General features: G+C 52.0%; 21 protein-coding genes and 2 pseudogenes. 5 read left to right on the forward strand and 18 right to left on the reverse strand.

Features of this window, described 5'->3' with window-relative positions; all coding sequences use genetic code 11:
- Nucleotides 1-45: 45 nt before the first annotated feature.
- From MOTHE_RS11570 to MOTHE_RS11590, 5 genes are all read right to left on the reverse strand, one after another.
- A complete protein-coding gene (locus MOTHE_RS11570) occupies nt 46-741 on the reverse strand; it encodes an HlyD family secretion protein (RefSeq protein WP_011393805.1) in 696 nt (231 codons plus the stop codon).
- Nucleotides 742-761: 20 nt separating this feature from the next.
- The gene (locus MOTHE_RS11575; RefSeq protein WP_011393806.1) at nt 762-2,366 is read right to left on the reverse strand and encodes a DHA2 family efflux MFS transporter permease subunit; all 1,605 of its coding nucleotides are present in this window, start codon (nt 2,364-2,366) and stop codon (nt 762-764) included.
- Nucleotides 2,344-2,790, reverse strand: coding sequence for a MarR family winged helix-turn-helix transcriptional regulator (locus MOTHE_RS11580; protein WP_011393807.1), 447 nt, complete (start codon nt 2,788-2,790; stop codon nt 2,344-2,346). The genes MOTHE_RS11575 and MOTHE_RS11580 overlap by 23 nt, the downstream gene beginning before the upstream one ends.
- Before the next feature lie 102 nt (nt 2,791-2,892).
- Nucleotides 2,893-3,105 carry a DUF2283 domain-containing protein gene (locus tag MOTHE_RS11585; protein ID WP_011393808.1) on the reverse strand — a complete coding sequence of 71 codons (213 nt, stop codon included), beginning with the start codon at nt 3,103-3,105 and terminating at the stop codon, nt 2,893-2,895.
- The gene (locus MOTHE_RS11590; protein WP_011393809.1) at nt 3,105-3,362 is read right to left on the reverse strand and encodes a DUF4258 domain-containing protein; all 258 of its coding nucleotides are present in this window, start codon (nt 3,360-3,362) and stop codon (nt 3,105-3,107) included. The genes MOTHE_RS11585 and MOTHE_RS11590 overlap by 1 nt, the downstream gene beginning before the upstream one ends.
- A gap of 254 nt (nt 3,363-3,616) precedes the next feature.
- On the opposite strand from MOTHE_RS11590, the gene MOTHE_RS11595 reads away from it, so the two are divergent.
- The 5 genes from MOTHE_RS11595 (at nt 3,617) to MOTHE_RS11615 (ending at nt 8,553) form a co-directional block, all read left to right on the forward strand.
- Complete coding sequence (locus MOTHE_RS11595; RefSeq protein WP_011393810.1) at nt 3,617-4,813, forward strand: HlyD family secretion protein; 1,197 nt, start codon at nt 3,617-3,619, stop codon at nt 4,811-4,813.
- Entirely contained in the window at nt 4,813-5,520 is a 708-nt protein-coding gene (locus tag MOTHE_RS11600; protein ID WP_080997205.1) for an ATP-binding cassette domain-containing protein, read from the forward strand. The genes MOTHE_RS11595 and MOTHE_RS11600 overlap by 1 nt, the downstream gene beginning before the upstream one ends.
- Complete coding sequence (locus MOTHE_RS11605) at nt 5,513-6,652, forward strand: ABC transporter permease (RefSeq protein WP_011393812.1); 1,140 nt, start codon at nt 5,513-5,515, stop codon at nt 6,650-6,652. Before MOTHE_RS11600 ends, MOTHE_RS11605 begins: the two co-directional genes overlap by 8 nt.
- A 13-nt stretch (nt 6,653-6,665) precedes the next feature.
- A complete protein-coding gene (locus MOTHE_RS11610; RefSeq protein ID WP_011393813.1) occupies nt 6,666-7,865 on the forward strand; it encodes an ABC transporter permease in 1,200 nt (399 codons plus the stop codon).
- A 79-nt stretch (nt 7,866-7,944) separates the two neighbouring features.
- Nucleotides 7,945-8,553: a TetR/AcrR family transcriptional regulator gene (locus tag MOTHE_RS11615; protein ID WP_011393814.1), complete on the forward strand. Its 609-nt coding sequence runs from the start codon at nt 7,945-7,947 to the stop codon at nt 8,551-8,553.
- 39 nt (nt 8,554-8,592) lie between these two features.
- Here MOTHE_RS11615 and MOTHE_RS11620 read toward each other — a convergent pair whose 3' ends face one another.
- The 13 genes and pseudogenes from MOTHE_RS11620 to MOTHE_RS11665 form a co-directional block, all read right to left on the reverse strand.
- Nucleotides 8,593-9,006 (reverse strand): putative toxin-antitoxin system toxin component, PIN family, encoded by a 414-nt coding sequence (locus MOTHE_RS11620; protein WP_053095146.1) that lies wholly within the window; start codon nt 9,004-9,006, stop codon nt 8,593-8,595.
- Nucleotides 9,003-9,422, reverse strand: a complete 420-nt coding sequence (locus MOTHE_RS11625) for a type II toxin-antitoxin system Phd/YefM family antitoxin (RefSeq protein WP_025773505.1) — start codon at nt 9,420-9,422, stop codon at nt 9,003-9,005. The genes MOTHE_RS11620 and MOTHE_RS11625 overlap by 4 nt, the downstream gene beginning before the upstream one ends.
- Nucleotides 9,423-9,523: 101 nt before the next feature.
- Nucleotides 9,524-11,080, reverse strand: coding sequence for a DUF4127 family protein (locus MOTHE_RS11630; protein WP_080997206.1), 1,557 nt, complete (start codon nt 11,078-11,080; stop codon nt 9,524-9,526).
- A gap of 202 nt (nt 11,081-11,282) precedes the next feature.
- Nucleotides 11,283-12,856 (reverse strand): annotated as a pseudogene (gene tnpC / locus MOTHE_RS11635) (IS66 family transposase).
- A gap of 80 nt (nt 12,857-12,936) precedes the next feature.
- Nucleotides 12,937-13,293, reverse strand: a complete 357-nt coding sequence (gene tnpB / locus MOTHE_RS11640) for an IS66 family insertion sequence element accessory protein TnpB (RefSeq protein WP_011393820.1) — start codon at nt 13,291-13,293, stop codon at nt 12,937-12,939.
- On the reverse strand, nt 13,287-13,610 hold the full coding sequence (tnpA, locus tag MOTHE_RS11645) for an IS66 family insertion sequence element accessory protein TnpA (RefSeq protein ID WP_011393821.1): 324 nt from the start codon (nt 13,608-13,610) through the stop codon (nt 13,287-13,289). The genes tnpB and tnpA overlap by 7 nt, the downstream gene beginning before the upstream one ends.
- Before the next feature lie 105 nt (nt 13,611-13,715).
- Nucleotides 13,716-13,862: pseudogene (locus tag MOTHE_RS14320) on the reverse strand (IS4 family transposase); the annotation flags it as partial.
- Nucleotides 13,863-13,996: 134 nt separating this feature from the next.
- On the reverse strand, nt 13,997-15,520 hold the full coding sequence (locus MOTHE_RS11650) for an S-layer homology domain-containing protein (RefSeq protein WP_162490099.1): 1,524 nt from the start codon (nt 15,518-15,520) through the stop codon (nt 13,997-13,999).
- A gap of 247 nt (nt 15,521-15,767) precedes the next feature.
- Nucleotides 15,768-16,895 (reverse strand): TolC family protein, encoded by a 1,128-nt coding sequence (locus MOTHE_RS11655; RefSeq protein WP_235551380.1) that lies wholly within the window; start codon nt 16,893-16,895, stop codon nt 15,768-15,770.
- 82 nt (nt 16,896-16,977) lie between these two features.
- The gene (locus MOTHE_RS11660; RefSeq protein ID WP_011393824.1) at nt 16,978-19,233 is read right to left on the reverse strand and encodes a stalk domain-containing protein; all 2,256 of its coding nucleotides are present in this window, start codon (nt 19,231-19,233) and stop codon (nt 16,978-16,980) included.
- A gap of 631 nt (nt 19,234-19,864) precedes the next feature.
- Nucleotides 19,865-20,035 (reverse strand): Uma2 family endonuclease, encoded by a 171-nt coding sequence (locus MOTHE_RS14325; protein ID WP_080996796.1) that lies wholly within the window; start codon nt 20,033-20,035, stop codon nt 19,865-19,867.
- A gap of 1 nt (nt 20,036) precedes the next feature.
- Nucleotides 20,037-20,168 carry a hypothetical protein gene (locus tag MOTHE_RS14045; RefSeq protein WP_255302964.1) on the reverse strand — a complete coding sequence of 44 codons (132 nt, stop codon included), beginning with the start codon at nt 20,166-20,168 and terminating at the stop codon, nt 20,037-20,039.
- A gap of 215 nt (nt 20,169-20,383) precedes the next feature.
- Nucleotides 20,384-21,442 carry a uroporphyrinogen decarboxylase family protein gene (locus MOTHE_RS11665; RefSeq protein WP_011393825.1) on the reverse strand — a complete coding sequence of 353 codons (1,059 nt, stop codon included), beginning with the start codon at nt 21,440-21,442 and terminating at the stop codon, nt 20,384-20,386.
- Nucleotides 21,443-21,449 lie beyond the last annotated feature (7 nt).

Consider the following 21,449-nt stretch of genomic DNA (forward strand, 5'->3'; position numbering starts at 1 on the left):
CTCCACAATGAATAACTTGCCGTTCAACCGCATATTTTCCCGTAATTATCTAATATGAATGCGTACCGTGGCATTCATCCCCGGCAGCAGCTTAACATCGCTGGCATCCAGGAGCTGGATTTTTACCGGTATGACCTGGGTCACCTTGGTATAATTCCCATTGGAGTTCTGGGCCGGGAGCAGGGAAAAGACCGAAGTCGTCGCCCGGCCGATACTGGTCACCCGGCCGCTGAAATGACGGTCCGGGAAGGCATCAATAGTAACATCCACTACCTGACCGACCTTGACCTTTTCGATGACGGTTTCTTTAATATTAGCGCTGATATACAGGTGTTCAGTATCGGCGATGATAGCCAGGGCCATGCCAGGAGCCGCCATCTCCCCGACCAGGGCCTTAGACTGGATCACCTGGCCGTCGATGGGAGACTTAATCTCAGCCTTCTGGGCCATGACACCGGCTGCCGTTCCTAGAGCCTGGGGGTTGACGGCGCTGGAAGTCAGGGAAGATTCCAGGTCCTGGCGGCCCAGGACCTGACCGGCTTTAACCTCATCGCCTTCCTGGACGCGCCATTCCAAAAGCTTACCCGCTATTTCCGGGCTCACCGTCACTGTGTCGGCCGCCACCCGGGCGTCGTCGGTACTGGCAAAATTAAGATTTTCGTAGTAGTAATAAAAGGCAATGGCACCGGCACCAGCCAGGGCCAAAACGAGTACCAGGATGACTACTAACCTCCTTGACAACTACCGCTCACTCCTCTCATTTACTCGCCGCCGCCAAAGCCCGGCCGGGCGCCGCCAGGCCCTTTTTGGAGGAAAAAGGCCGGGAGGACGCCGGCCAGGGCAAAACCGGTCATCACGACAAAAATGTCGTCAATACCTCGTATAAAAGCCGCCTGGGACACCAGTCCTGCCAGATAAGTGGTACCCAGGCTCTTCACCTGGGTCGCTGCCGACCCGCTCCCCAGGTAGAGAGCCACCTGCTGGAAAAAGGCCGTAACGGCCGGGTTGTCCGCTGTGATCTGGCTTGCTAGCTGCGTAGCGTGCAGGGCCGTACGGTGATTTAAAATCGAGGTCAAGATGGCTATCCCGAAAGAACCCGACACCCGGTTGATAATATTGGTCATGGCCGAAGCCCGGCCTACCAGTTCTGGCGGCAGCCCCGCCAGGGCCGCCGTCTGGGCCGGCATGGAGGCAAAAGACATGCTAACGCTCCGCAGGATCAGCCAGGTAATGATGACCCTGTCGGGGGTAACGATATCTAAGAAGTGAAAGAGATAGGTTGTTATCGCCAGCACTACCAGCCCGGTCACCGCCATCAGGCGGGGGCCGATGCGGTCGTAGAGGCGGCCGGTTACCGGCATCATCAGCGCCGAGGCCAGGGCGCCGGGCATGGACAGCAGACCCGTTTCCATAGCTCCCAGGCCGCGGACGGTCTGGAGAAAAAGGGGGACGTAGAAAATGCCGCCAAAAAGGCCAATGGTGGTTACCACCACCATGAGATTGGCCAGGGTAAAGGCCGGATAGCGGAATACCCTCAGCTCCAGGAGGGGGTTGGCACAGGTAAGTTCCAGGTAAATAAAGAGGCCGAGGGAAACCGCGCTGGTGTAAAACAGGAAGACGGTGGCTTCTGAGGTCCAGCCCCAGTCCGCGCCCTTGCTCAGGGCCAGGAGGAGGGTAAAAAGGCCTACCGCCGCCGTTACGGCCCCCCCGATATCCAGCCTGCCCGCTTCGGCAGCCGGGAAATCTGGCAGGAGGACCAGGGAAAGCAGCACCCCCAGCACCCCGATGGGCAGATTAATGGTAAAAATCCAGCGCCAGTCAACATACTCCACCAGGTAGCCGCCCAGGGTCGGCCCGATGGCCGGCGCCACAAAGAGGGCAATCCCCAGCACTCCCATGGCGCTGCCAATTCTTTCCCGCGGTACCATACGATAAATCATGGCCATGGTAGTGGGCATGATCAAACCGCCGCCCAGGGCCTGGACCACCCGGGCCGCGATGAGGGAATCGACGTTCCAGCTCAAGGTGCACAGGAGTGACCCGAAGGTAAATATAACCAGAGCGATGACGTATAACTTTTTGAAGCCCAGCTTGTCACCCAGCCAGCCGCTTAAGGGGACAATAACCCCCAGCGCTAGCATGTAAATGGTGACCACCCACTCGACCGTGCTGGTATCGGTATTAAAAACATGCATGATGGTCGGGATGGCCACATTGACGATGCTGGAGTCCAGGATGGACATAAAAGCCCCGATGAGGGCCACCAGGACGGGGATAATCCAGGAGCCCTGTACCTCGCCGTCGGCTGCCGGCAGGCCTGCTCCTGCCCCCGATTGTTCCCTTTCATGATCGGCCAAAACTTTCACCTTCTTCCCGTTCCAGGTATTGATTGAGCACTTCTAGATCAGCCAGCAAACGCCGGCTGCAGTCTTCCGGCAAGGCATTAAAGATATGCCTCAATTCACCTTCGATGGCTGCCGTCAGCCGGCCGACCAGCTCCGCCAGGGCAGGCGCACCCCGTACCAGTATGCTCCGACGGTCCCCCGGGTCCGGCACCCGCTCCAGGAGCCCCCGGGCCACCAGGCGGTCAAGAACGCCGGTAAAGGTGCTGGGCGGTATGCCGATATGCCCGGCCAGCTCCGTTACCCGCAAAGGGCCCCATTTATGTACTTTCCAGAGAACGAGGATCTCCGTCCCGGAAAACCCTTCCGCCTGGAACAACGGCGTCAGCCGCCGTACCAAACGGCGGTGCACCCGACTGAAAAGTTCTAGAAGCTGGATCTCCTGCAACCCCGCCACCTGCTTTGGAACCGTATAATACGACTTCGAAATAATAACGTAAAAAAATATAGCACCAGTACAGGTGCCTTGTCAACATTTATGCCTTGCGGGCTATATGGTAGCGGCCTTCGATAGCTCTACCTCCACAGTTAAAGGGGGTTTTCCCAATTTTTTAGATGCATTAAGAATCTCCAGGCCTACCAGCTTGCCTTCTTCATCGATATCCAACAATACACCCTGGGATATTTCTTCAGTTTCACAAATAGAGCTCTCATTAAAACGTATATATAAGGCGTCGGCATCTGGATCATAACGAAACTTCATTATTTATCGCCTCCATACTTTTTAATTTTTGACGTTTTGTACGCGGTTAAAACCACGTAAGTGTCTCCCGATAATTTTATGGCAACCCTAAGCAGGTATTCTTTCCCCACTTCCTTGTAAATCTTCTGGTAGATTAAAACATCCTGTCCTTGCGGTATTACTTGTTCCGGATTACATACTGTCTCGTTTACCAACTTTTTAACGATTTTCCTTTCTATTAGCTGCTTTTCAGCATGGGCAGTAAATCTAAGTTTCAAGTTCTCCTCCCTCCGCCCCTATTATACTACAGTTAAAGATGCCAATGAAAAAAAATCACCAGTACCTTTGACTGGCAGCAAATAGCAGCAAGGCCATGTTTAAAGTGCCCTGATGGTAGAACTTTTAAATTAAGGAAAGCCTCAGGTTCCGGACGGCTTTTTTCGTGTTTGACACCCTGGACCCCCAAGCTATATATAGGATGTAGATCGGTAACTAACTAGTTAGTATACCAAGCAAACAAAGGGGTGCCGGTATGAACGCTTTAAACCAAATCAAATTCAAAAAAACGGCGGTAACCGTCTTGCTGGCAGGCATTATCGCCGCAACCGTCTTTATCTTTCATAATTACTTTTACAAACAGCAAGCAGCAATCGCCGAAGAGCGCGACAGCCTCACAGCCACCGGGACAATCGAAGCCAGGACCGCCATGGCCGCTTTTAAAGTCCCCGGCAAAATCGAAACCCTGCTTGTCGATGAGGGCGCCAGGGTAGAGCAGGGTCAGGAACTGGCCCGCCTGGACAGCAGCGAGCTAAATGCCAAGCTGACCCAGGCCGAAGGGGCTTATGCCGCAGCCCAGGGGCAGGAGAGCCAGGCCAGTAACAACGTCACCTACCAGAGCCAGCAAATCGAAGCCAAAATCAAACAGGCCGAAGCAGGAGTAGCCGAGGCCCAGGTGGGCGTTAAGGACGCCCAAGATCAGGTGAACGCAGCCGAGGTGGGCGTTAAAGATGCCAAAGATCAGCTAAACAACGCCAAAGACCTCTACGACCGCCTCCGCCTCCTGCACGACCAGGGCGCCATAGATGACCGCAAACTAGAAGAAGCCAAAAACGGCTACGAGCGGGCCCAAAACGCCTACAACGCCGCCCAGATCAGCTACGAGCGGGCCCAGAACGCCTACAACGCCGCCCAAAAGAAACTCCAGGAAGCCCAGGCTCTCCTCGACCAGGCAATATCAGCCCGCACCGGGGTGGCGGTAGCCCAGGCCCAGCAAGAAGCCGCCGCCGGCCAGGTCAAGCAAGCCGGCGGGGCGGTAGAGGAAGCAAAAACCTACCTGGCTGACGCCATTTTAAAGGCCCCCATAGCCGGCTTCATCACCCAGAAACTCCTCGAGCAGGGCGAAATGGTCAACGCTGGAACGCCGGTCTTTGAAATAACCGACCTCCTCCATACCTACGTCAAGGTTTACATAAGCGAAAAGAAGATCGCCCGCGTCCACCTCGGCCAGGAGGCGGAGATAACGGTAGATGCTTTACCGGGCAAAGTCTTTAAAGGCAAGGTCGTGTGGATCAACGACGCCGGCGAGTTTGCCGTCAAAAAGGCGATTAACGATCAGTACGAGCATGACATCCGCAGCTTCGAGGTTAAAATCGATGTCCCCAACCCGGACCTGGTCTTAAAAACCGGTATGACGGCCAGGGTAAAAATCCTGGAAGGGAAGCAGCAATAATGGAGACAATCGTTGCCGTTAAAGACCTGACGCAGAAAATCGGCAAAAAAACCGTCCTGGACGGCCTGTCCCTGGAAGTAAGCACCGGCGAGTGCCTGGGTATTTTTGGAATGAAAGGGAGCGGCAAGACGACCCTCCTCCATATCCTCGCCGGCATCGACAGGTTCACCTCCGAGAAGGTCGAGGTTGCCGGGGTGGATGTCCGGAAGAACGAGGGATTTAAAAAATACCTGGGACTGGTCACCCAGGAACGTAGTCTCTTCCATGATTTGAGCGCCGCTGAGAATCTAGACTTTATCGCCACGCTGAAAAACGCCGGCCGGGAGAATATCGACCGGCTAATCGAACGGCTGGAACTGGGCGAGGTGTTAAATCAACCTGCGGGCAGCCTGGAGGCGGGCCTGTACCAGCGGCTGGCCCTGGCCTGCGCCCTCCTCAACAACCCCCGGCTGCTCATCGCCGACGAACTCATCGGCGCCATCGACCTGGATTCGCGCCGCATCATCTTGCGGGAGTTAGAAACTTTTCTCGCCGGAGGCGGGACCTGTATCTGGGCTTTCAGCAACGCCGAGTTTCTGCCCCATACCGGGCGGGTAGGGTGGCTGGAAAAGGGCAAAATAGCCTTTTACCAGCCCGAAGAAGCCCTGGCGCAATGGAACGATCGCCTCCAGTCCCTGGCCGGGCAGGGCGGTGACGGCGATGCTTAAACAATGCCTGGCAATTATGCGGCGCGAAGTGTTTTACCTCTGGCGCGATAAGGGTTTGCGCCATATCTTACTTTTCGGCTCTATATTGGGGCTGCTGCTGTTTTACGCCATCTACAGCGCCCAGGTATTAAAGGATATCCCTACTGCAGTCGTCGACCTGGACAACTCCGGCGCCAGCCGCGAACTGGTGGACAAGATAGGCAAGGCGGAGTATTTAAAGCTGGTCGCCTCGGTCGCGAGTTACGACGACCTGCAGGAGTTAATCAAGCAGGGAAAAGCCGTCGTGGGCGTCGTCATCCCCGAGAACTTCGCCAGGGACGTGGCCCTCGGCCGGCAGACACGAGTATTGGCGGTTATTGACGGCAGCAACATGATCTATGCCACCAACGCCTCCGCCGCCTTGCTTACCGTCACCCGCACCATCAGCGCCCAGGCCGGCGTCAGCGCCCTGGTGGCCCGGGGAGTTCAATTGCAACAAGCTAAAGAAGCCTATCAGGCCATCGATTTCAGCGAGGAACCGTGGTTCAACCCGGCCCTCAACTACGCCTACTTCCTCGTCCTGGCCCTGGCTTTAAACATCTGGCAGCAGTGCTGCACCCTGGCAGCGTGCCTGAACGTCATCGGCGAACGGGGTATGAAGAGCTGGTTGCAAATCAAGGCCAGCGGCATTTCCAAATTTCGATTTTTTGCCAGCAAATCGATAGCCCAGGTTTTTATCTTCATGGCCATCGTTTTGCCCTTGTATATCCTGGCCTTCGGCGTCTTTAAGCTGCCCCTTAACTGTAGCTGGCCGTCCTTTCTCCTCTTCACCCTGGCTTTCGCCATAGCCATTCACAGCATCGGCACCCTGGCGTCCAGTTTCGCCCGCAACGCCGTGGACGCCGCCAGGTTCGGCATGATTATCGCCCTGCCCTCCTTTGTACTGTCAGGCTACACCTGGCCCCTGGAGGCCATGCCCTATTACCTTCAGCGGATCGCCAGGATACTGCCCCAGACGTGGTTCTTCCAGGGGTTAAACTACTTCGCCTTCAAAAACGCCGGTTGGAATTTGATGTCCCATTATATACTAGCCATGCTGGCCGTAGCCGCCGTATGCTATGGAGCAGCGGCTATCTTTATCGCGCGGAGTTAGGGGGAAGAGTCTCATGAGGCAGCTCCTCAACATCGCCCACTACGAAATGCTCCATATTTTTAAAGAGAAAATCCTTTTTTTAATGGTTTTCCTGGTCCCCCTCGGCTACGCCGCCCTTTTCGGCGCCGCCTATGTCACCGCCGTCCTTAACAACGTGCCTATAGCCATCGTCGACCTGGATGACTCAAAACTCAGCCGGGAAATCGCATCCGCCTTTGCCAACAGCCCCCACTTCAAGGTGGTGGACGACATAAAGACCTATCCTGAACTTCAGGAGGGGATGAAAAACGGCAGGGTGCGGGCCGGCGTGGTCATCCCGGAACACTTTGAGCAGAAGTTGGCCCGGCACGAATTGACCCGGGTACTGACCGTTTACGACGGGTCCAATTTGATCTGGGGTTACAATACCCGCAAATACATCCGCGAGGTATTTAACGAGTTCAGCGCCAGCAGCACGGCCTCCTACCTGGCAGGTATGGGCTATACTAAAAACGAGATCCGTTCCATTATGGACACGGTTTCCCTGAACACCGAGGTCTGGTACAACCCCACTTTCAGCTACACCAATTTTCTCTTCCTGGGACTGATCATGATGATCTTGCACCAGATCGGCCTCCTCAGCGTCAGCCTGACCGTAACCCGGGAGAAAGAGCGCAAAACCTGGCTGCAGTTTTTGAGCGCGCCCGTACCGGCATGGAAAATCTTTACCGGTAAGGCTATCCCGTATTTCACCGCCAACTTCTTTAATTACGCCCTCTTGCTCTGGTTCGCCTCCCGCTTCGTCCACGTGAAGATCGGCGGCTCCCTGGGTCTAATCCTTGTGCTCGGCCTTCTCTACGATCTAGTCATCACCGGTGCCGGTTTCTTAATTTCCCTCCACGCATCCAACTCCCTGCAGGTTACCAGGTACGTGATGCTTTTGTCCGTACCCTTCTTTATGATTTCCGGTTATACCTGGCCCGGAACCCATATACCGGTTTTTATCAATTACCTGGCGCGGTTGCTGCCCTCCACCTGGATGGTTCTGGGCTTCCGGCAGGTCGCGCTAAAGGAGCTTGATATGAGCTATATGCTGCCCTACATCCGGGCCCTGGGCCTGATGGCCGTCCTGGCGCTATTGCCGGCCGTAACCTTTGCCAAGCGGCTCAGGCCGCGCCCGCAAGGCGGCCCGGTGATAAACAACGGGCCCTCGTATCCGGCCCGCTGGAAATAACACCCCGCACCCTGGCTAAGCCGGGTAAAATGGGGTAAAATTTATTTTGTAAACCTGACAGATAAGGCGTGAGCAAGGGATGGAAAGGAGCGCGAAAGGCAGCCGGGAGCGCATCCTGGCTGCCGCCGAAGAGGTCTTCGCCGCCAAAGGCATCGACGGGGCACGGGTAGATGAAATCGCCCACCTGGCGCAGGTAAATAAACGTATGCTCTATCACTACTTTAACAGCAAGGAAGACCTATATACTTACGTCCTCAAGGTGAATTTCGAAAAAAGCCTTGCCGCCGGGAAAAAGGCCTTCAGCGAGAAGGGCGATCTGAAGCAGCAGGTCGCGGAGGCCATCCGCAATTACTTTTATTTCCTGGCAGCCAACCCCAACTACCCCCGGCTAATGGCCTGGGAAGCCCTCCAGGGGGGCAACTACGCCCGCAAGGTGCTGCCGGAGATCTGGGAAGAAGGGCTGCCCAGCCTCAAGGCCATCCTCGAAGAAGGCGTAGCCCGGGGCGTATTTCGTCCCGACCTGGACCTCAAACAAGTGCTGGCCAGCATCACCACCCTCTGCTCCGGCTATTTCACCAATAAGGACATCCTGGCCATCCTCTGGGAAGAGGACCCCTTAAGCCCCGACAATAGGGAAAAAAGGTTAAAACATATTATAGATCTCATTTTACGCAGCATCGTAATATGAAGGGGTAGGCTGAGTGTTCTCCGGTAATTTTCTTTGGGTTTAAATATTCCACATTTTACATGCCTCTGAAGCCCTTAAAATTTTTATCTCATTATAGACTCGGAGATCTATTAAATGCTCATCTCCTGAAATAATGGCATCGGCTTTAGCCGCCAGGGCACAGGCCAGTACTTTATTATCAGCAAGATCTCTGGTTATTACGTTCGGCTCAAATTCGGGGATGACTATTTGCTCTGGTGAAGCCAACCATGTAAGAATGACTGGCAAATCGGGATGCCCGGCAATAACCTTAAGTTTTGGCCGGGCTAACACTTTGCTCAATTCTTCCAGCAAAGCAGTGCTGGTATATAGCTTTAACCTGCCGTGCAGGCAGGCTTCTAAAAGTCTATGGGGAGGACCCTCCCATCCGATGGCTGATACCAAAACATTCGTATCAAAAACGATCTTTTTCAAGTGGTACGCACCTCAAGGATGGCGCTCTCGATGACATCCTGTTCCAAGTTTGCTTTTTTTACCGCTTCCTGGATATTTTTCAACGCCTTACTTACTGTTTGCGCGGCATTGGAAGCCGATAGCTTTTGTAGTTGTTTATATTCTTCGTAGCTCAATAAAACAGCTTTTTCCTTTGCCTTGTGGATTATGATTATCGGTTCCCTTTTTTGCGCGACCTGAGTAACCAACCTACCTAATTTTCGCCTTGCTTCTTCAACGCCAAGGATCTCTTCCATAAGGTTCACCTCTAGCTTAATCTTAAGATTAAAATATATAATTGTCAAGAAGGTTTTGGACTCCGGCAGGAGGAAATCGCGCCCGGCAGACAAATAGACGTAAAGAATAACTTCTATCCTGAAAATAATGTTCTCTGCCATTTTCATCCTTCTGCTGGTGCCGCGTAGCGGCATGGACGTCTAGTTTCCCTTTGACCATGGATACAAAACTGAACACCGCGAAAAGCCTGGCCGCCAAACCCTCAGCGGATCTTCACGCCGATATTAAAGGCTCGATTCCAGGGGAAAGAGATATCCAGTGAGTCAATTTTAAAATCGCCTAAATGGGCCCGGGCAAAACGGGCCATACCCTCCCTGATGGCCGTAAAAATACGATCCGCATAGGCTCCCAGGTTGTTTTTATCCACCCCGTAGGGCCGGATAATCTCCCGGTCGACCTGACCGCGCACATTGGCCTGGTAGCCCCAGTCATCGAGGAGGCGCACGGCCAGGATGGCCTGCCGATCCTCCGGCTGCATCCGGCGGGCCAGGAGCCCCTGGCAAAGGGCGTAACCGATGGCATTGCCGGCCGTGTTCAGGCCTGCATAAGCCTGGAGCCGCGACAGCAAGCCGGCCTGCTCCAGGGCCGCCAGCAGGGAATTGTCGGCACCGTTAGCAAAGGCAATATCGGCCAGGGCCACCGGCCGTCCCCCGGCGATGTACGTTGCTATTTTTTTCGCATAAGTTGCCGTTTCAGGCTTCAAGGCGGCGCTGTTAGCCGGCGAAGTCGCTTCCCTGGTGACGCCGTCCGGCGGCGTGTTGACCATTAGCACCAGGTCGGCCGCCCGGGGATCGGTTACAATCCGGCCGCCGGCAGCGGCGATGTGGGCGGCCACGCCGACGGTGGTGTCTTCATAGGCCGGTACGATGGCCGGCCCCGGCCCCGGGGCGTAATCCAGGTAAACCCCGGGCTTTTCCCCCGCCAGCAGGTTGGCCAGGCGCGTTAGCAGGACGAGGCCCCCTTCATCAACGCCGGGAAAAGAAATAAATTTGTCCGCCGTCAGGTCCTCTGCCTGCTGCAGCAGGTAGCGGTACTCCCGGCGGGACTGGCTGGGGGCGGTCGCATCATCCCGGCCCAGGACCAGGTAGTCGATTACCCCCTCCCGCGTCAACTCCAGCAGGCGGGAGGTTACCTCCAAATTTTTCGCCCGCCGGTCCAGCCAGTCCTGCAGGTACTCCGGGGGTATGGAGGCCTTTAAACCGGCAAGCTCCATGGTTTCGCGGGCATCCAACCCCTGTGTTTCTTTTTTATCCTCCAGGGCGGTCAATCTGTAGATGGCCGCGCCGTAGGTGCCGTAGTAGGCCGGTTCCTCAACCGCCGTATTTGTGGCCGGGGTGCGCATGAGAGTGGTAAAGGCCAGGATCTTCAGCCGCGGATTGAGGGCTTTCAGCCTTTTGAAATTTTCCACCCGGGCCAGGAGCTCTTCCCGGGAAAGCTCGTGGTTCCGGGAGGGGATCAGGCCGCCGTAGATCAAGGTGTCGGTAGCCAGAACCATGCCTGTTGTGCTCCTGGCGTTTTTAAAGGCCCAATCCCAGAGGCGATCCACCTGGGCCGGGGTTTTGTGGTCCGGCAATAAAAAATCAGGGGGCGTTACCACATAAAGGGTGTCAGCCGTTGTGGCGACAACATAATCCAGGTTCACCGGCCGCTCATCCAGGGGTATGTACAGGACCCTGTCCTCGGCCCGGGCTAACCCGCCGAAGCCCAGTAACCCCCAGGCAGCAAATAAAATGACCAGTACCAGGCGTTTGGTCAACATAACGTCCTCCATCCACACAAATCGTTCTGTGCCAAGGCCATTATACCAGAAATTTTCCCCTTTTGCCCCACGTGGCAACAAATTTTGTTGCCGTAGCTATTGTCCCGGCCCGCCGGCGGCAGGAAATCCCACCCAGTTGCCGAAATAGACGTAAGCGTAAAATAACCCCCGCCTTGTATCTGAGGTGGGGGCTAAAACAAGCTTAATTATTCATCCGGCAAAGAGGAGGCAAAGAAGCAGACCACGGCAGGAGTTGATCCAGGGCATCTTTATCCTTGAGGTCCAGGTTGGGAAGTCTTTCAAAGAGGTAAATGAGGTATTGGAAGGGATTTAACCCGTTATCCTTAGCTGTTTCTATGATGCTGTAGGTAATGGCGCTGGCTTTGGCACCCCGCGGGGTGTTGGCAAATAACCAGTTCTTGCGGCCGATGACGAAAGGCTTGATGGAGCGCTCGCTGCGGTTATTATCGAGTTCCAGACGCCCATCCTGTAAAAAGGCGGTGAGTTTATCCCACTGGCCCAGGCAGTAGTTAATCGCCTGCCCAAAGGAGCTTTTGGGCAGCACCCGGGATTTCTGGGTTTTTAGCCACGCCAAAAAGGCGTCCAGCACGGGTTTGCTGCGCACCTGGCGGAGTTGATAGCGTTCCTCTGGTGTTTTATCTTTCAAGTCGCGTTCAATGGTAAAGAGCCGGTTACAGAACTCCAGTCCCTCCCGGGCGGCTACCGCTGCATTACGTTTATCTTCCGGCAGGGCTTTTAAGGCTTCGTCGAACTTGCGCCGGGCATGGGCCCAGCAGCCGACCAGGGTGACATCCGGCAGTTCGTTGTAGCCGGCGTAGCCGTCGACGTGCAAGTAGCCTTTAAAACCCGCCAGGAAGCGGCAGGGGTGTTTGCTGGCCCGGGTGGTCTGGTAGTCGTAAAGGACGATTGACGGTCCATCCCGCCCGGTACGGTAAAGCCAGAGGAATGACTTGGTGGCAGCTTCCCTTCCCGGTTCTCTCAGGACCTGTAAGGTCGTCTCGTCGGCATGGAGGATATCTCTTTTAAGCAGGTATTCATGAAGACGGTCGTAAATATGCGTTAACCAGGTGTTCGCCCCGTGGAGCACCCAGTTGGCCAGGGTCTGACGGGAGAGTTCAAGTCCCAGGCTTTTAAACTGCTGCTCCTGGCGGTAGAGAGGTAAGCCCTCCCCGTATTTCTGATGCATGACGTAGGCCAGGAGGGAAGGGGATACCGGGCTTCCCGGCAGTACGGGGGCCGGCATCGGCGCCGTGACAACGGGAGTGGTTAGCTCCTCCCGCTCGCAATGGCGGCAGGCATAGACGTAGCGTATATGTTTAACTACCTTTACCTGGGCCGGGATTATTTTTAGCTCCTGCCGCACCTCAGTGCTCATTTCGTGTAAAGGACCGCCGTGAGCTTTGGCAAATCCGCTCTTCTTCCGGCAGGCGGTGCTCTACTACTTCTACCGGCAGATCTTCCAGGTTCATCTCCCGGCGGGTGCGCGTTTTATGGCGCTGGTAGGTAATGGTCTCTAAATCCGGTTCAGGCGCCTCCGGCCGGGCTGCTACTTCCGCCTCATTAAAAAGCCTCAGTTGCTCTGGTAAAGCTTCAGTCCGTTCGCTGGAAACACCGAATTGCCGCTTCTTGCTTAAACGGAGCTGCTCCATAAACCAGTTTAGCTTGGCGGTCAGTTCGGCGTTCTCGTTCCAGCTGGATACAACGTTCTCGCAGCTCTTCTATGGTCATGGCGGTGATAGATTGCGAAGTGTTCATGCTTTAATGATTCGACGAATCGCGTCGAATTCCTCTAGAATCAACCACAAACAGAAAATATTTCTTTCTGGCGATTTCTATTACAAGATGGTACGCGCTTTTACCTCGGGATGGGCTTGGGGCTGTTTTAAGGGGAGGCCGTCAAGCAGCCAGCGCAGCTCCCGGCGGGTGATGGTGATGGTTGAAGATGTGGTATCTTGAGGCCATACGAATTTGCCCTTCTCCAGCCGGCGGTAATAAAGCCAGAACCCATTGTGCTCCCAGTGGAGGATCTTTAGTTTGTCCCTATTTCGGTTACAGAAAACGAAAAGGCAAGAAGAGAAGGGGTCCAGTTCGAACCCTTCCTTGACCAGCACCGCCAGGCCGTCAATGGACTTGCGCAGATCCGTTGCGCCGCAGGCGAGATAAACCCGGTCGATGCCAGCTTCGTTTAGCATAAAGCTACCAGCACCTTAACCACCTGAGAAAGCAAGACCGGGTCAAAACTGGGGCTGACCTCGATAATGGCAGGGCCTATCCTGACCAGCAAGGAGTTGCTAACATTAGATGTCTGCTCGCTTATTTCAACCGGCAGCCACCGGGTTGATTGGGCGGAAAGAACGCCATTCTGGTTTTTATATTTCCGCAGCCAGTACCATAACTGCCGGGGGCTAACGCCTTCATGAGTGGCGCACCATTCTTTAACGCTCTGCCCGCTCATCTTATATTCGGCTATCCGGCTTGCCCACAGTTCCTGCAGCTCGGCTTTGGTCATATAAATAATCTCCCTCCTTGGTATTCTTGAGGGAGATTATCCTACAAATCTTGCTTCGGTTCCAGGTGGGTCGTGTTTGACGCTTACACTTAAAGAAGTGTTCTACTGCCAGCGGTTACGGTAAATCTCGCTTAATTCTTCCGCCGTTAGTTTAAAATCATTGGTGATAATCTTTACCGGTTAACCCCGGGTGTCTTTAATTGTTATCAGCCGCAGGGGATGTTTCATTTTGGTAAGGCCGTCTCTTGACAGGTTGATATTTTCTTTATGCAAAGCTAGTGGTTGGAAATAAAAATAACGAGCCCGGAGACCAGATAAAGATCGATTAAACAAAAAAGGTGTTGGCAGTGTTTCCAGCGCCAACATCCTTTTCCTTTATTTTTTTCCTATCTGTCCAGAGTTTGGATCGCATCAGAAAATCCCTTTAACATTACCATGGCCTGGGCCCGGGTAGCATCGTCATGGGGGTGCAAGTTGCCATCTGGTAGAGTCAAATTGATCCCTGCGTCCTGGCAGGAAGCAAAGGCACCCTTGGCCCAATCGGAAATAACTGCATAGTCTCTGAAGCACTCAAGGCTGCCCACATTACCCGTACCATGGTAGCCCGCAGCCTTTAGAGCCCGGGCCAGCATAACGACCATTTCCTCCCTGGTGATATTATCTCGCGGAGCAAAGATATCTTTTTCCTTACCCGAAACCAGTCCCGCCCGGTAAGCGGCTTCAACGGCACCATAAAACCAGTCGCCTGAGTTCACGTCTTTAAAGGTAGGCGTAGTCGGAGTTATTTCTTTTTTGTTAAGAGATCTTAATAATAAAGCGGTAAATTGGGCCCTGCTAAGGGGTTCATCAGGCATAAATAGACTGGTAGTAACCCCTATTGCTATCTGCCTGGCGGCCATGGCTTCAATATCCGCTTTAGCCCAGTGTTTTTGAATGTCTTCAAAGGTCTTTTGATAATCGATGACGGCATATATACCTTCATTTTCAAGATGTAATTCAATAATGCCAGCAGTAGCATTAACACCCTTTATATATATCCATCTTTTTTTCGTTTCGTCATATCGGAAAGCACCTAAGCGCGCAGGATCGCTGTCTTTACCGAGATCAAATGACAGGGCCATCCGAACGCGCTGGCTAAAATCTGCCGATGACGAAGCCCCGTTAACTGCCAGCCGATAAGCCTTGACAGCATATATTCTGCTGGCAAAATGGAGAGTCAAGTTCGCGTCAAGGTTAGGGAGGTCCTTGCTCTCCATTTCTTTGTAGATAATAGCTACTCTAGCAGTTCCGTCACTAAAATCAAAATCTTTTGCAGGCATTAAAAAAGAAATACCATCACCTTGAATTTTTAAATTCAAGTTCCTGGCAATAAGGTCTTTGGCAACACTTACAGGCACATTTACTTGGATTTCCTTTTTAGCGACCACTTCAGGTATTTTTAAGAGTAAATTGTTATAGGGCCTGGCGTTTTCTAGGTCTTGCGCCTGTTCCGTTAACCCGAGCTTATCTAGATGTTCTTCCAGCTTTTTAGCGTCATCCATCACTCTTCCTAGGTGGTAGGGAATAGCGTTTTCAGCTATATCTACCACAGCCTTGCTGCCTGTAAACCAAACCTTTAGAAGAGAATTCGGAAGTAAAGGCATTTCTTGAACGATTAGTGACACCGCTTTTTTTACCTCGTCCAGGGTGGCACTTTCAATATCGACTTTGTCAATTTCCTCAAGTGCATCTATCTCGCTAATTAAAAGGCTGATTGCCGTACCCGGATCCATCGCACCTTTATCAAGTTGATAACTGATATTCCTGACCTCCGCCGCTACCTCATTATTAATTTTCTCAGGTTCATTTTCTTCATTGTCGTTAGCTAAGGCATTTCCTGAAAAGGCAAAGCTGCCGGCAAGTATAGTCAAGATGAGGAGCATTAGTAATCTCTTGCTTAGAGGTCCGCGTCTAATTAACCTTCTTTCCAATCCACACCCTCCCCAAGTAGCCGGTAACCAGCTACATTTTTTATCGATTATTCCACATAGAACCAGATAGGCTTCCCCCATTACTATTTTAAACCTACATTTTTATCATAAGGGGGTAAAGAGGAGCTGAAAATAAAAACTAGCAGGCAGGTAAGCCGTACTAGCTTATAACCTCTATTGATATCTATTAATTGCCGCTAGCCGTCTGCATAGCCCAGGGTTTTTCGAATGCTAGCTTTAAATAAGCATGGTTACGAATTAACTCGTCAACAGCTTCCTGAGCCTGGGCGACGTTAACTTCTGCTTCAAAAACTTTAGTTTGAATGCTCATGCCGGCAGCATATTTCGCTTTTTCAACGCGCAGCGCTTCTTCGGCCATACGCAATGCCTCTAAGGCCGTACCATAGCTTTCCTCCAAACTTTTCGTTTGGTAATACAGAGCGCGTGTCGCTTTCTCCATCGCCGTTTTAGCACTGGCATAATCATATTCGGCTGCTTCTACTTCAGCTTGCCGCGATTTGTAAGGTATCACATTACCTTGGCTATCATAAATGATGTCAGATGCCCACTTTTTGATATCGATTTGCTGCTTCGCCGCCCATACGGCAGGTGATTCAGTGAGAACCCTATCAACTTCTGCGTCCAGGCTATTAATGTTCAGCGGCTGATAATCTGGAGTGTCAACTAACAACGGTCTCTCTTCTGGGAGGAGACCAACCAAGTTGTTAAAAGTATTGTAAGCGTCATTTAAGTTCTGTCGTGCAGCTTCGTAGTTCTTTTTTGCTTGTTCCCACTGCGCCTCAGCCATAACTATCTCTGCAGGGGACAAAGTACCAGCTCTCTGCCCTGCACGGGCCTCCTGCAATTTTTTTATGGCCTGCTGCATTAACTTTTCTTGAAGGGATAGCTTTTCCTGCGCTACCTGAACATCCCAGTAGCTCTTGCAGACTTTTAGAACCAATGTGTCCCGGGTTGCTTCCAGATTTTTTTTACTCATGCGCCAAGCTAAATCTGAAGATAAAAGATTTACCCAGGTAGCCTGCACTTTCGTTGCTGTAACTGGGTCAGGAGCTGCCCATCCCTGCGGCGGGATGCTTTTTACATTATCGGCTACATTATCGCGAAGGGCCTCTGTACTGCGTACTTCCACTTCAGCCTTTTTAACGCCTTGGTCGTGTTGCAGCGCCATTTCGACTGCTTCCTGAAGTGTTATCTTTTGAACCTTTCCATCTGCAGCCGTTGCGGCAGCAGGGAAAATCATGCTATAGCTCAGGAAAAGCGCCAAAAGCAACAAATTTAGTTTTCGCAACTGCACGGTACATTCACTCCTAAATTTGGAACCCGGACCAAATGATCCGGGTTCCCCATTTACTATTCTAAATTACTCACATCGCAATTTATTTGCTAATGGTTACGGTCTGCGTGGCTTCGTCATAGCCAACGTTGTAATATCCAAAAGCGTTAGCTACGTAACGGGCCGGGAGCATGATGCGACCATTAACCACTTGGGCGGCTACATCCATGGGGATGCTAACGCTGCCCAGTTTCATTATATTGCTGCCAATGGTAAATTCAACTGACGTACCATCTTTCAGCAAGATGGCGCTTTGTGTGTCGTTGTTGAAGTAGATGTTCTCAGGATTTACGCCTAAGGCGTTGGCCAAGTAGCGAATAGGCACGAAAGTCCTGCCGCTGTCAACGTAAGGCGCCACGTCCATTGTGTAATTGACGCCATTCACGTTGTAGTTTTTGTCCCCAATAACGAATTTGACAGTCGCCTGGGTTTCGCTCGGAGCTGGTGTAATGACTTTAGCAACGGAAGCTTTGGCTATCCATTCATTGTCGGGGAAGAAGCCATCCATACTATTCTCGACCAGGGCTGTACCGCCGATCTTAAGTTCCAGGTCGCCCACGGGTACGGTACGGTCCACGGTAAGCTTGATGTTACTGATCTTTATAGTGCTAGCTTTAGCGCTCTGGCTCTTAATCTTAATCTTAACCATGTTATCATCGCTGTACCGTTGGACAGTATCAATCTCCAGATCGCCATCGCTCACGGTAACCGTCGGGGTCACGTCGAAACGTACACCCTCAGGAGCTTTTATAACCAGGTAACCGGGATCGGCATCTAATTTCTTAGATGCGCCATCAATTAGCATGTCTGAAGCATCCAGGTCTTTCTGGAAAACTTCGGCAGCGCTCTCGGTAATCATAAGGTCACCAGCAGCCTGGCCACGTTCGCCGATGATCACACTGGGAGTGCTGGAAGCACTTGCGGTCACCGGGGCCTTAGCTTCAGCAACTACGACCGTTCCGGTAACACCAGCAGAGCCGCCTACAGTCAACTCGATCTTGCCAGTAAAGTCAGCTGCCGCGGTAACCTTGCCGTCCTTAAAGACGATTTCAGTGGGTTTATTGCCAGAGGTAGCTTGGGTTATTTTAGCCTTAATTGTACGGCCGCTAGTACCCACCGCTTCAAAGTTGTCGATTGCAAACGACCCTACGTTCTTGGAATCACCGCTGGAAAACTTCGGGTACTGTTCCCACTTGACGTTTTCAGGCAAGGTCAGCTCAATAGTCCTACCAGCTACGAGAGAGCCCGGTAGAGCCTCATCGATGGCAAATTTGCCAATCTCCTGGTCAAACTGCCCAGGCTGAATGCTTTTAACCTCTATGGATTTCAGGGAAGCACTATAGTCGCCATAGTTGGCCACAACAACGTCACTGGGGGTAACAGTGGATTCGCCGCCCAAGGTAACAGTTACGTCGCCGTACTTGGCCACACTGGTGTCAACTTTAATCGTACCACTGACTTCGAGGCGGATTTTGGAAGAGGAATCTTTGGCGTAAGAAAACCCTTTTAGCACCTTCACTTGCAGTTCTCTCTCGTCTTCGTATACCTTGAAGACGGTAGATATATTAGAATCAGTGATGGTAGTGCCACTACTATCTACCAACTGGCCGCTTACCAGCTTCACGCTGCCACTACCATCTTCCCAAGTAAACCCGTTGGGCAGCTTAAATTTAACGGTATTCTTCCCTACAGTGTTGTCCAGGCCGTAGAGGGTATTTTCCTGCACGGTAAAAGTAACATCACCGCCGCCGTCACCAATGGCGACAACCTTGTCAACAGACACTTCTACACCGGCGCCTTTAGCCACCGCGGCCACAACGGAACCGTTCTCCAGAATGCCGCTCGCGTTGGAAAAGCGGACCTGGACATCGCCGGCGGCAGCGTCTTTTGCGTCGACTGCCAATTTAAGGGTGAGCTCGCTCTTAGCTGTCGCACTCCCTGCTTTAACCTTTAATTTTGCATATTTATCACCTGGATTATACGTTGCATCAGCAACCGAGACATTACTTCCTATCCCCTCGAAATCTACGCTTTTAATGTCGAGTTTCGACCCTTCAGAATCTAAAACCTCGACGATGGCCTCGCCCTCCGCATCGGCCAGGGCCGGGTCGATTTTAATGTAAACTGTCGCCAGATTTAAATTCTTGGCCTCATCTTTGCCGGGATCAAAGCTCGGGATTGCGGTTATAGTCTGGTACTGGGTATTCGCCAGGGCAGGATGGGCGCCGAAAGGCACCAAGGTGAAGAGAAACATCACTGCAAGGACAATTGAAAGCCATTTCTGCCTCGTTTTTAACAACTATCTTCCCTCCTTGAGTTTTCGCCCTGTTCATAGGGCATTCCATGTATTCCTTTCGGCCCGGGAGGCCTTTTTTACCCGGTACATCCCTCCATCCCTTTGGTTTTGCGAATCATGCTGCGTCTTAATGCTGCGGTTGCTGCTAGTAATGTAAAAACTACTCAGGAGAGGAATATTCTACGCCGCCCTCCAGTTTTCCTGCTGGGATGGACGGCCTTTCCTCACCCAACCAGTTATTTAGACACCCTCAGGTGCCGAAAAGTTCCCGGGTCAAAAATTTTTTTCCGGCAATTTTGGCGGGAAGGCAGGCCATGAAAGAAAAAGTAAGGCAAATGGCGGAGGAGAAGCCGCCCGCGGCCGGAGCGTCCCCGAGGTGAGAGGTATGGAGCGCCGCGAGGCAAGGGAGTTCTTCTCACCGTGAACGCCGCCGGCCCGGGGGAAAAGAAAAAACTCGCCCGGGAGGCGAGATCCTGGAGCATCCGCCTCCCGAAACGTGGCCGACAAGAAGCAGGTAATCATCTGGCTAGAGACGCAATGAGGGATCGCAAGGTCCTTTATTACTTATTCTTTTAGGAAGGCGTGAAATGTAGGATGACAAGCCCTCTGCATGGGTAAAGTTTCCGGCCAAACGCTAGCCTTCAGGGGTATATGTAAAAATTTCTACAGTACCCCCTCCAGGATCGACCAGCCAGTATTCTTTGACGCCGTGCTTCAGGTAAAGACGGCTTTTGCGTGTACGATCTCGCGAATTGTAGATGGGGATATCAGGCGGATAATAAACCTGCGAGCTTCCTAACAACATCCTAGTGTTTAAAACCCGGTGATGGTATCAACAATAGCTCCCCCTCTACCACCTCATAGCGATTATCATCATCAAGACGAATATAGTCATCATAACTATATTTCTGTTTATCATCGGTGGCAACAATCTCCATTCTCTTCACCTGCCTTTTATCACCGCCCTGAGATATTTCCGCTTTGAGAATCCATAAACACCTTCCGTAGTTTATTTTACCATAGGTGCTTAAGGAAAAGATACTCTACCTTTGGAACTGCACTCTATAAACCTAACCTATTGAATATGCCAGGACCTACTCAAAAAAAGCCGGGGTGGCTGTATTGCGCCACCACCGGTTTTTATACTTTAGCATTACAGCGAAGGTGGCAGATATTTTTTAGTACAGTCAATGAGGACCTGCATTTTCTCCACCGGTGTTTCCGGGGCCATACCGCCTCCGGTTGAAAGCCATAAACCGCCACCTCTTCCTGCAGTTTCAATTATGGTTTTACACTTTGCTTCAATTTCCTCATTTGTACCCAGCAATAATTCCTGGATAGGATGAACGTTTCCCATTACACATTTTTTTAAAACCCTTTTGCTCTCGACCAGATCGTGTTTGGGGCCGATATGGCAGACGTTGGCCGGGATATCCCGCATTAAATCAAGGAGATGGGGGTAATTATTCTCGTTATGGTATATCCTCAGGGTCGCCTTTTCTACATGGGTAAACACCTCTTTCATATAAGGATGGATAAATTCATCAAAAAGCTCTCTTGACAACATACCGGGAATATGATCCCATATGATTACCCTTTTAGGTTCCCCAACTATTTCTATTTGGGCATCAATATAGCTTTTAATAAAATCAGTTACCTTACGCAGCAGAATATGCACGAGCTGCGGATAATCATACATTGCATAAGAAAATTTATCATACCCGAGTAATAACCCTGAGATCTCACCAGGTCCACCGCAGAAAATGTGCCCATCTAAGAATCCCCACTTCTTCCTGGGTTCTTCCGGTAAATGCTTACAGAAATACTTAAGGTAATCTAGCGTCTGAGAGGTATAATCCGCCTTTTTAGGATCGGGGACTTCCCAATTTTCTACTTCCCTGATATCTTCAAAGGCCCCACCCCTGGACTGAGGAGGGGCATCATCCGGAAACTCTAACTCTGCTCCTAAAGCCCCCAGTTCCGCCATCAGACCAAGATCCGGCCAAATTCCGGGAATGGTTAATACATCAGGGAAACGTTCGTAAAACTTCACCTGGGCTTCCAGCATTTTCGCCGGATCGGCATAGTACTCATTATCCGGTATTTTAGCAAAGGGGGCATAAGTCTGCCCTATAGCCCATAATACAACGGGAACATGGGGATTTATGGGTCTGAACATTGCTGTTGCTAAAATCTCATGGTAATTTAACATAATTATC

The sequence above is a fragment of the Moorella thermoacetica genome (assembly GCF_001267405.1).
GTDB classification, from domain to species: Bacteria; Bacillota; DSM-521; order Neomoorellales; family Neomoorellaceae; genus Neomoorella; species Neomoorella thermoacetica.

Coding starts and splice junctions, on each gene's coding strand:
- MOTHE_RS11585 (WP_011393808.1), bottom strand. CDS start 3,105: ATGAAGTTTCGTTATGATCCAGATGCCGACGCCTTATATATACGTTTT.
- MOTHE_RS11595 (WP_011393810.1), top strand. CDS start 3,617: ATGAACGCTTTAAACCAAATCAAATTCAAAAAAACGGCGGTAACCGTC.
- MOTHE_RS11600 (WP_080997205.1), top strand. CDS start 4,813: ATGGAGACAATCGTTGCCGTTAAAGACCTGACGCAGAAAATCGGCAAA.
- MOTHE_RS11605 (WP_011393812.1), top strand. CDS start 5,513: ATGCTTAAACAATGCCTGGCAATTATGCGGCGCGAAGTGTTTTACCTC.
- MOTHE_RS11610 (WP_011393813.1), top strand. CDS start 6,666: ATGAGGCAGCTCCTCAACATCGCCCACTACGAAATGCTCCATATTTTT.
- MOTHE_RS11615 (WP_011393814.1), top strand. CDS start 7,945: ATGGAAAGGAGCGCGAAAGGCAGCCGGGAGCGCATCCTGGCTGCCGCC.
- MOTHE_RS11625 (WP_025773505.1), bottom strand. CDS start 9,422: ATGGCAGAGAACATTATTTTCAGGATAGAAGTTATTCTTTACGTCTAT.
- MOTHE_RS11630 (WP_080997206.1), bottom strand. CDS start 11,080: ATGTTGACCAAACGCCTGGTACTGGTCATTTTATTTGCTGCCTGGGGG.
- tnpB (WP_011393820.1), bottom strand. CDS start 13,293: ATGCTAAACGAAGCTGGCATCGACCGGGTTTATCTCGCCTGCGGCGCA.
- tnpA (WP_011393821.1), bottom strand. CDS start 13,610: ATGACCAAAGCCGAGCTGCAGGAACTGTGGGCAAGCCGGATAGCCGAA.
- MOTHE_RS14325 (WP_080996796.1), bottom strand. CDS start 20,035: ATGTTGTTAGGAAGCTCGCAGGTTTATTATCCGCCTGATATCCCCATC.
- MOTHE_RS14045 (WP_255302964.1), bottom strand. CDS start 20,168: ATGGAGATTGTTGCCACCGATGATAAACAGAAATATAGTTATGATGAC.
- MOTHE_RS11665 (WP_011393825.1), bottom strand. CDS start 21,442: ATGTTAAATTACCATGAGATTTTAGCAACAGCAATGTTCAGACCCATA.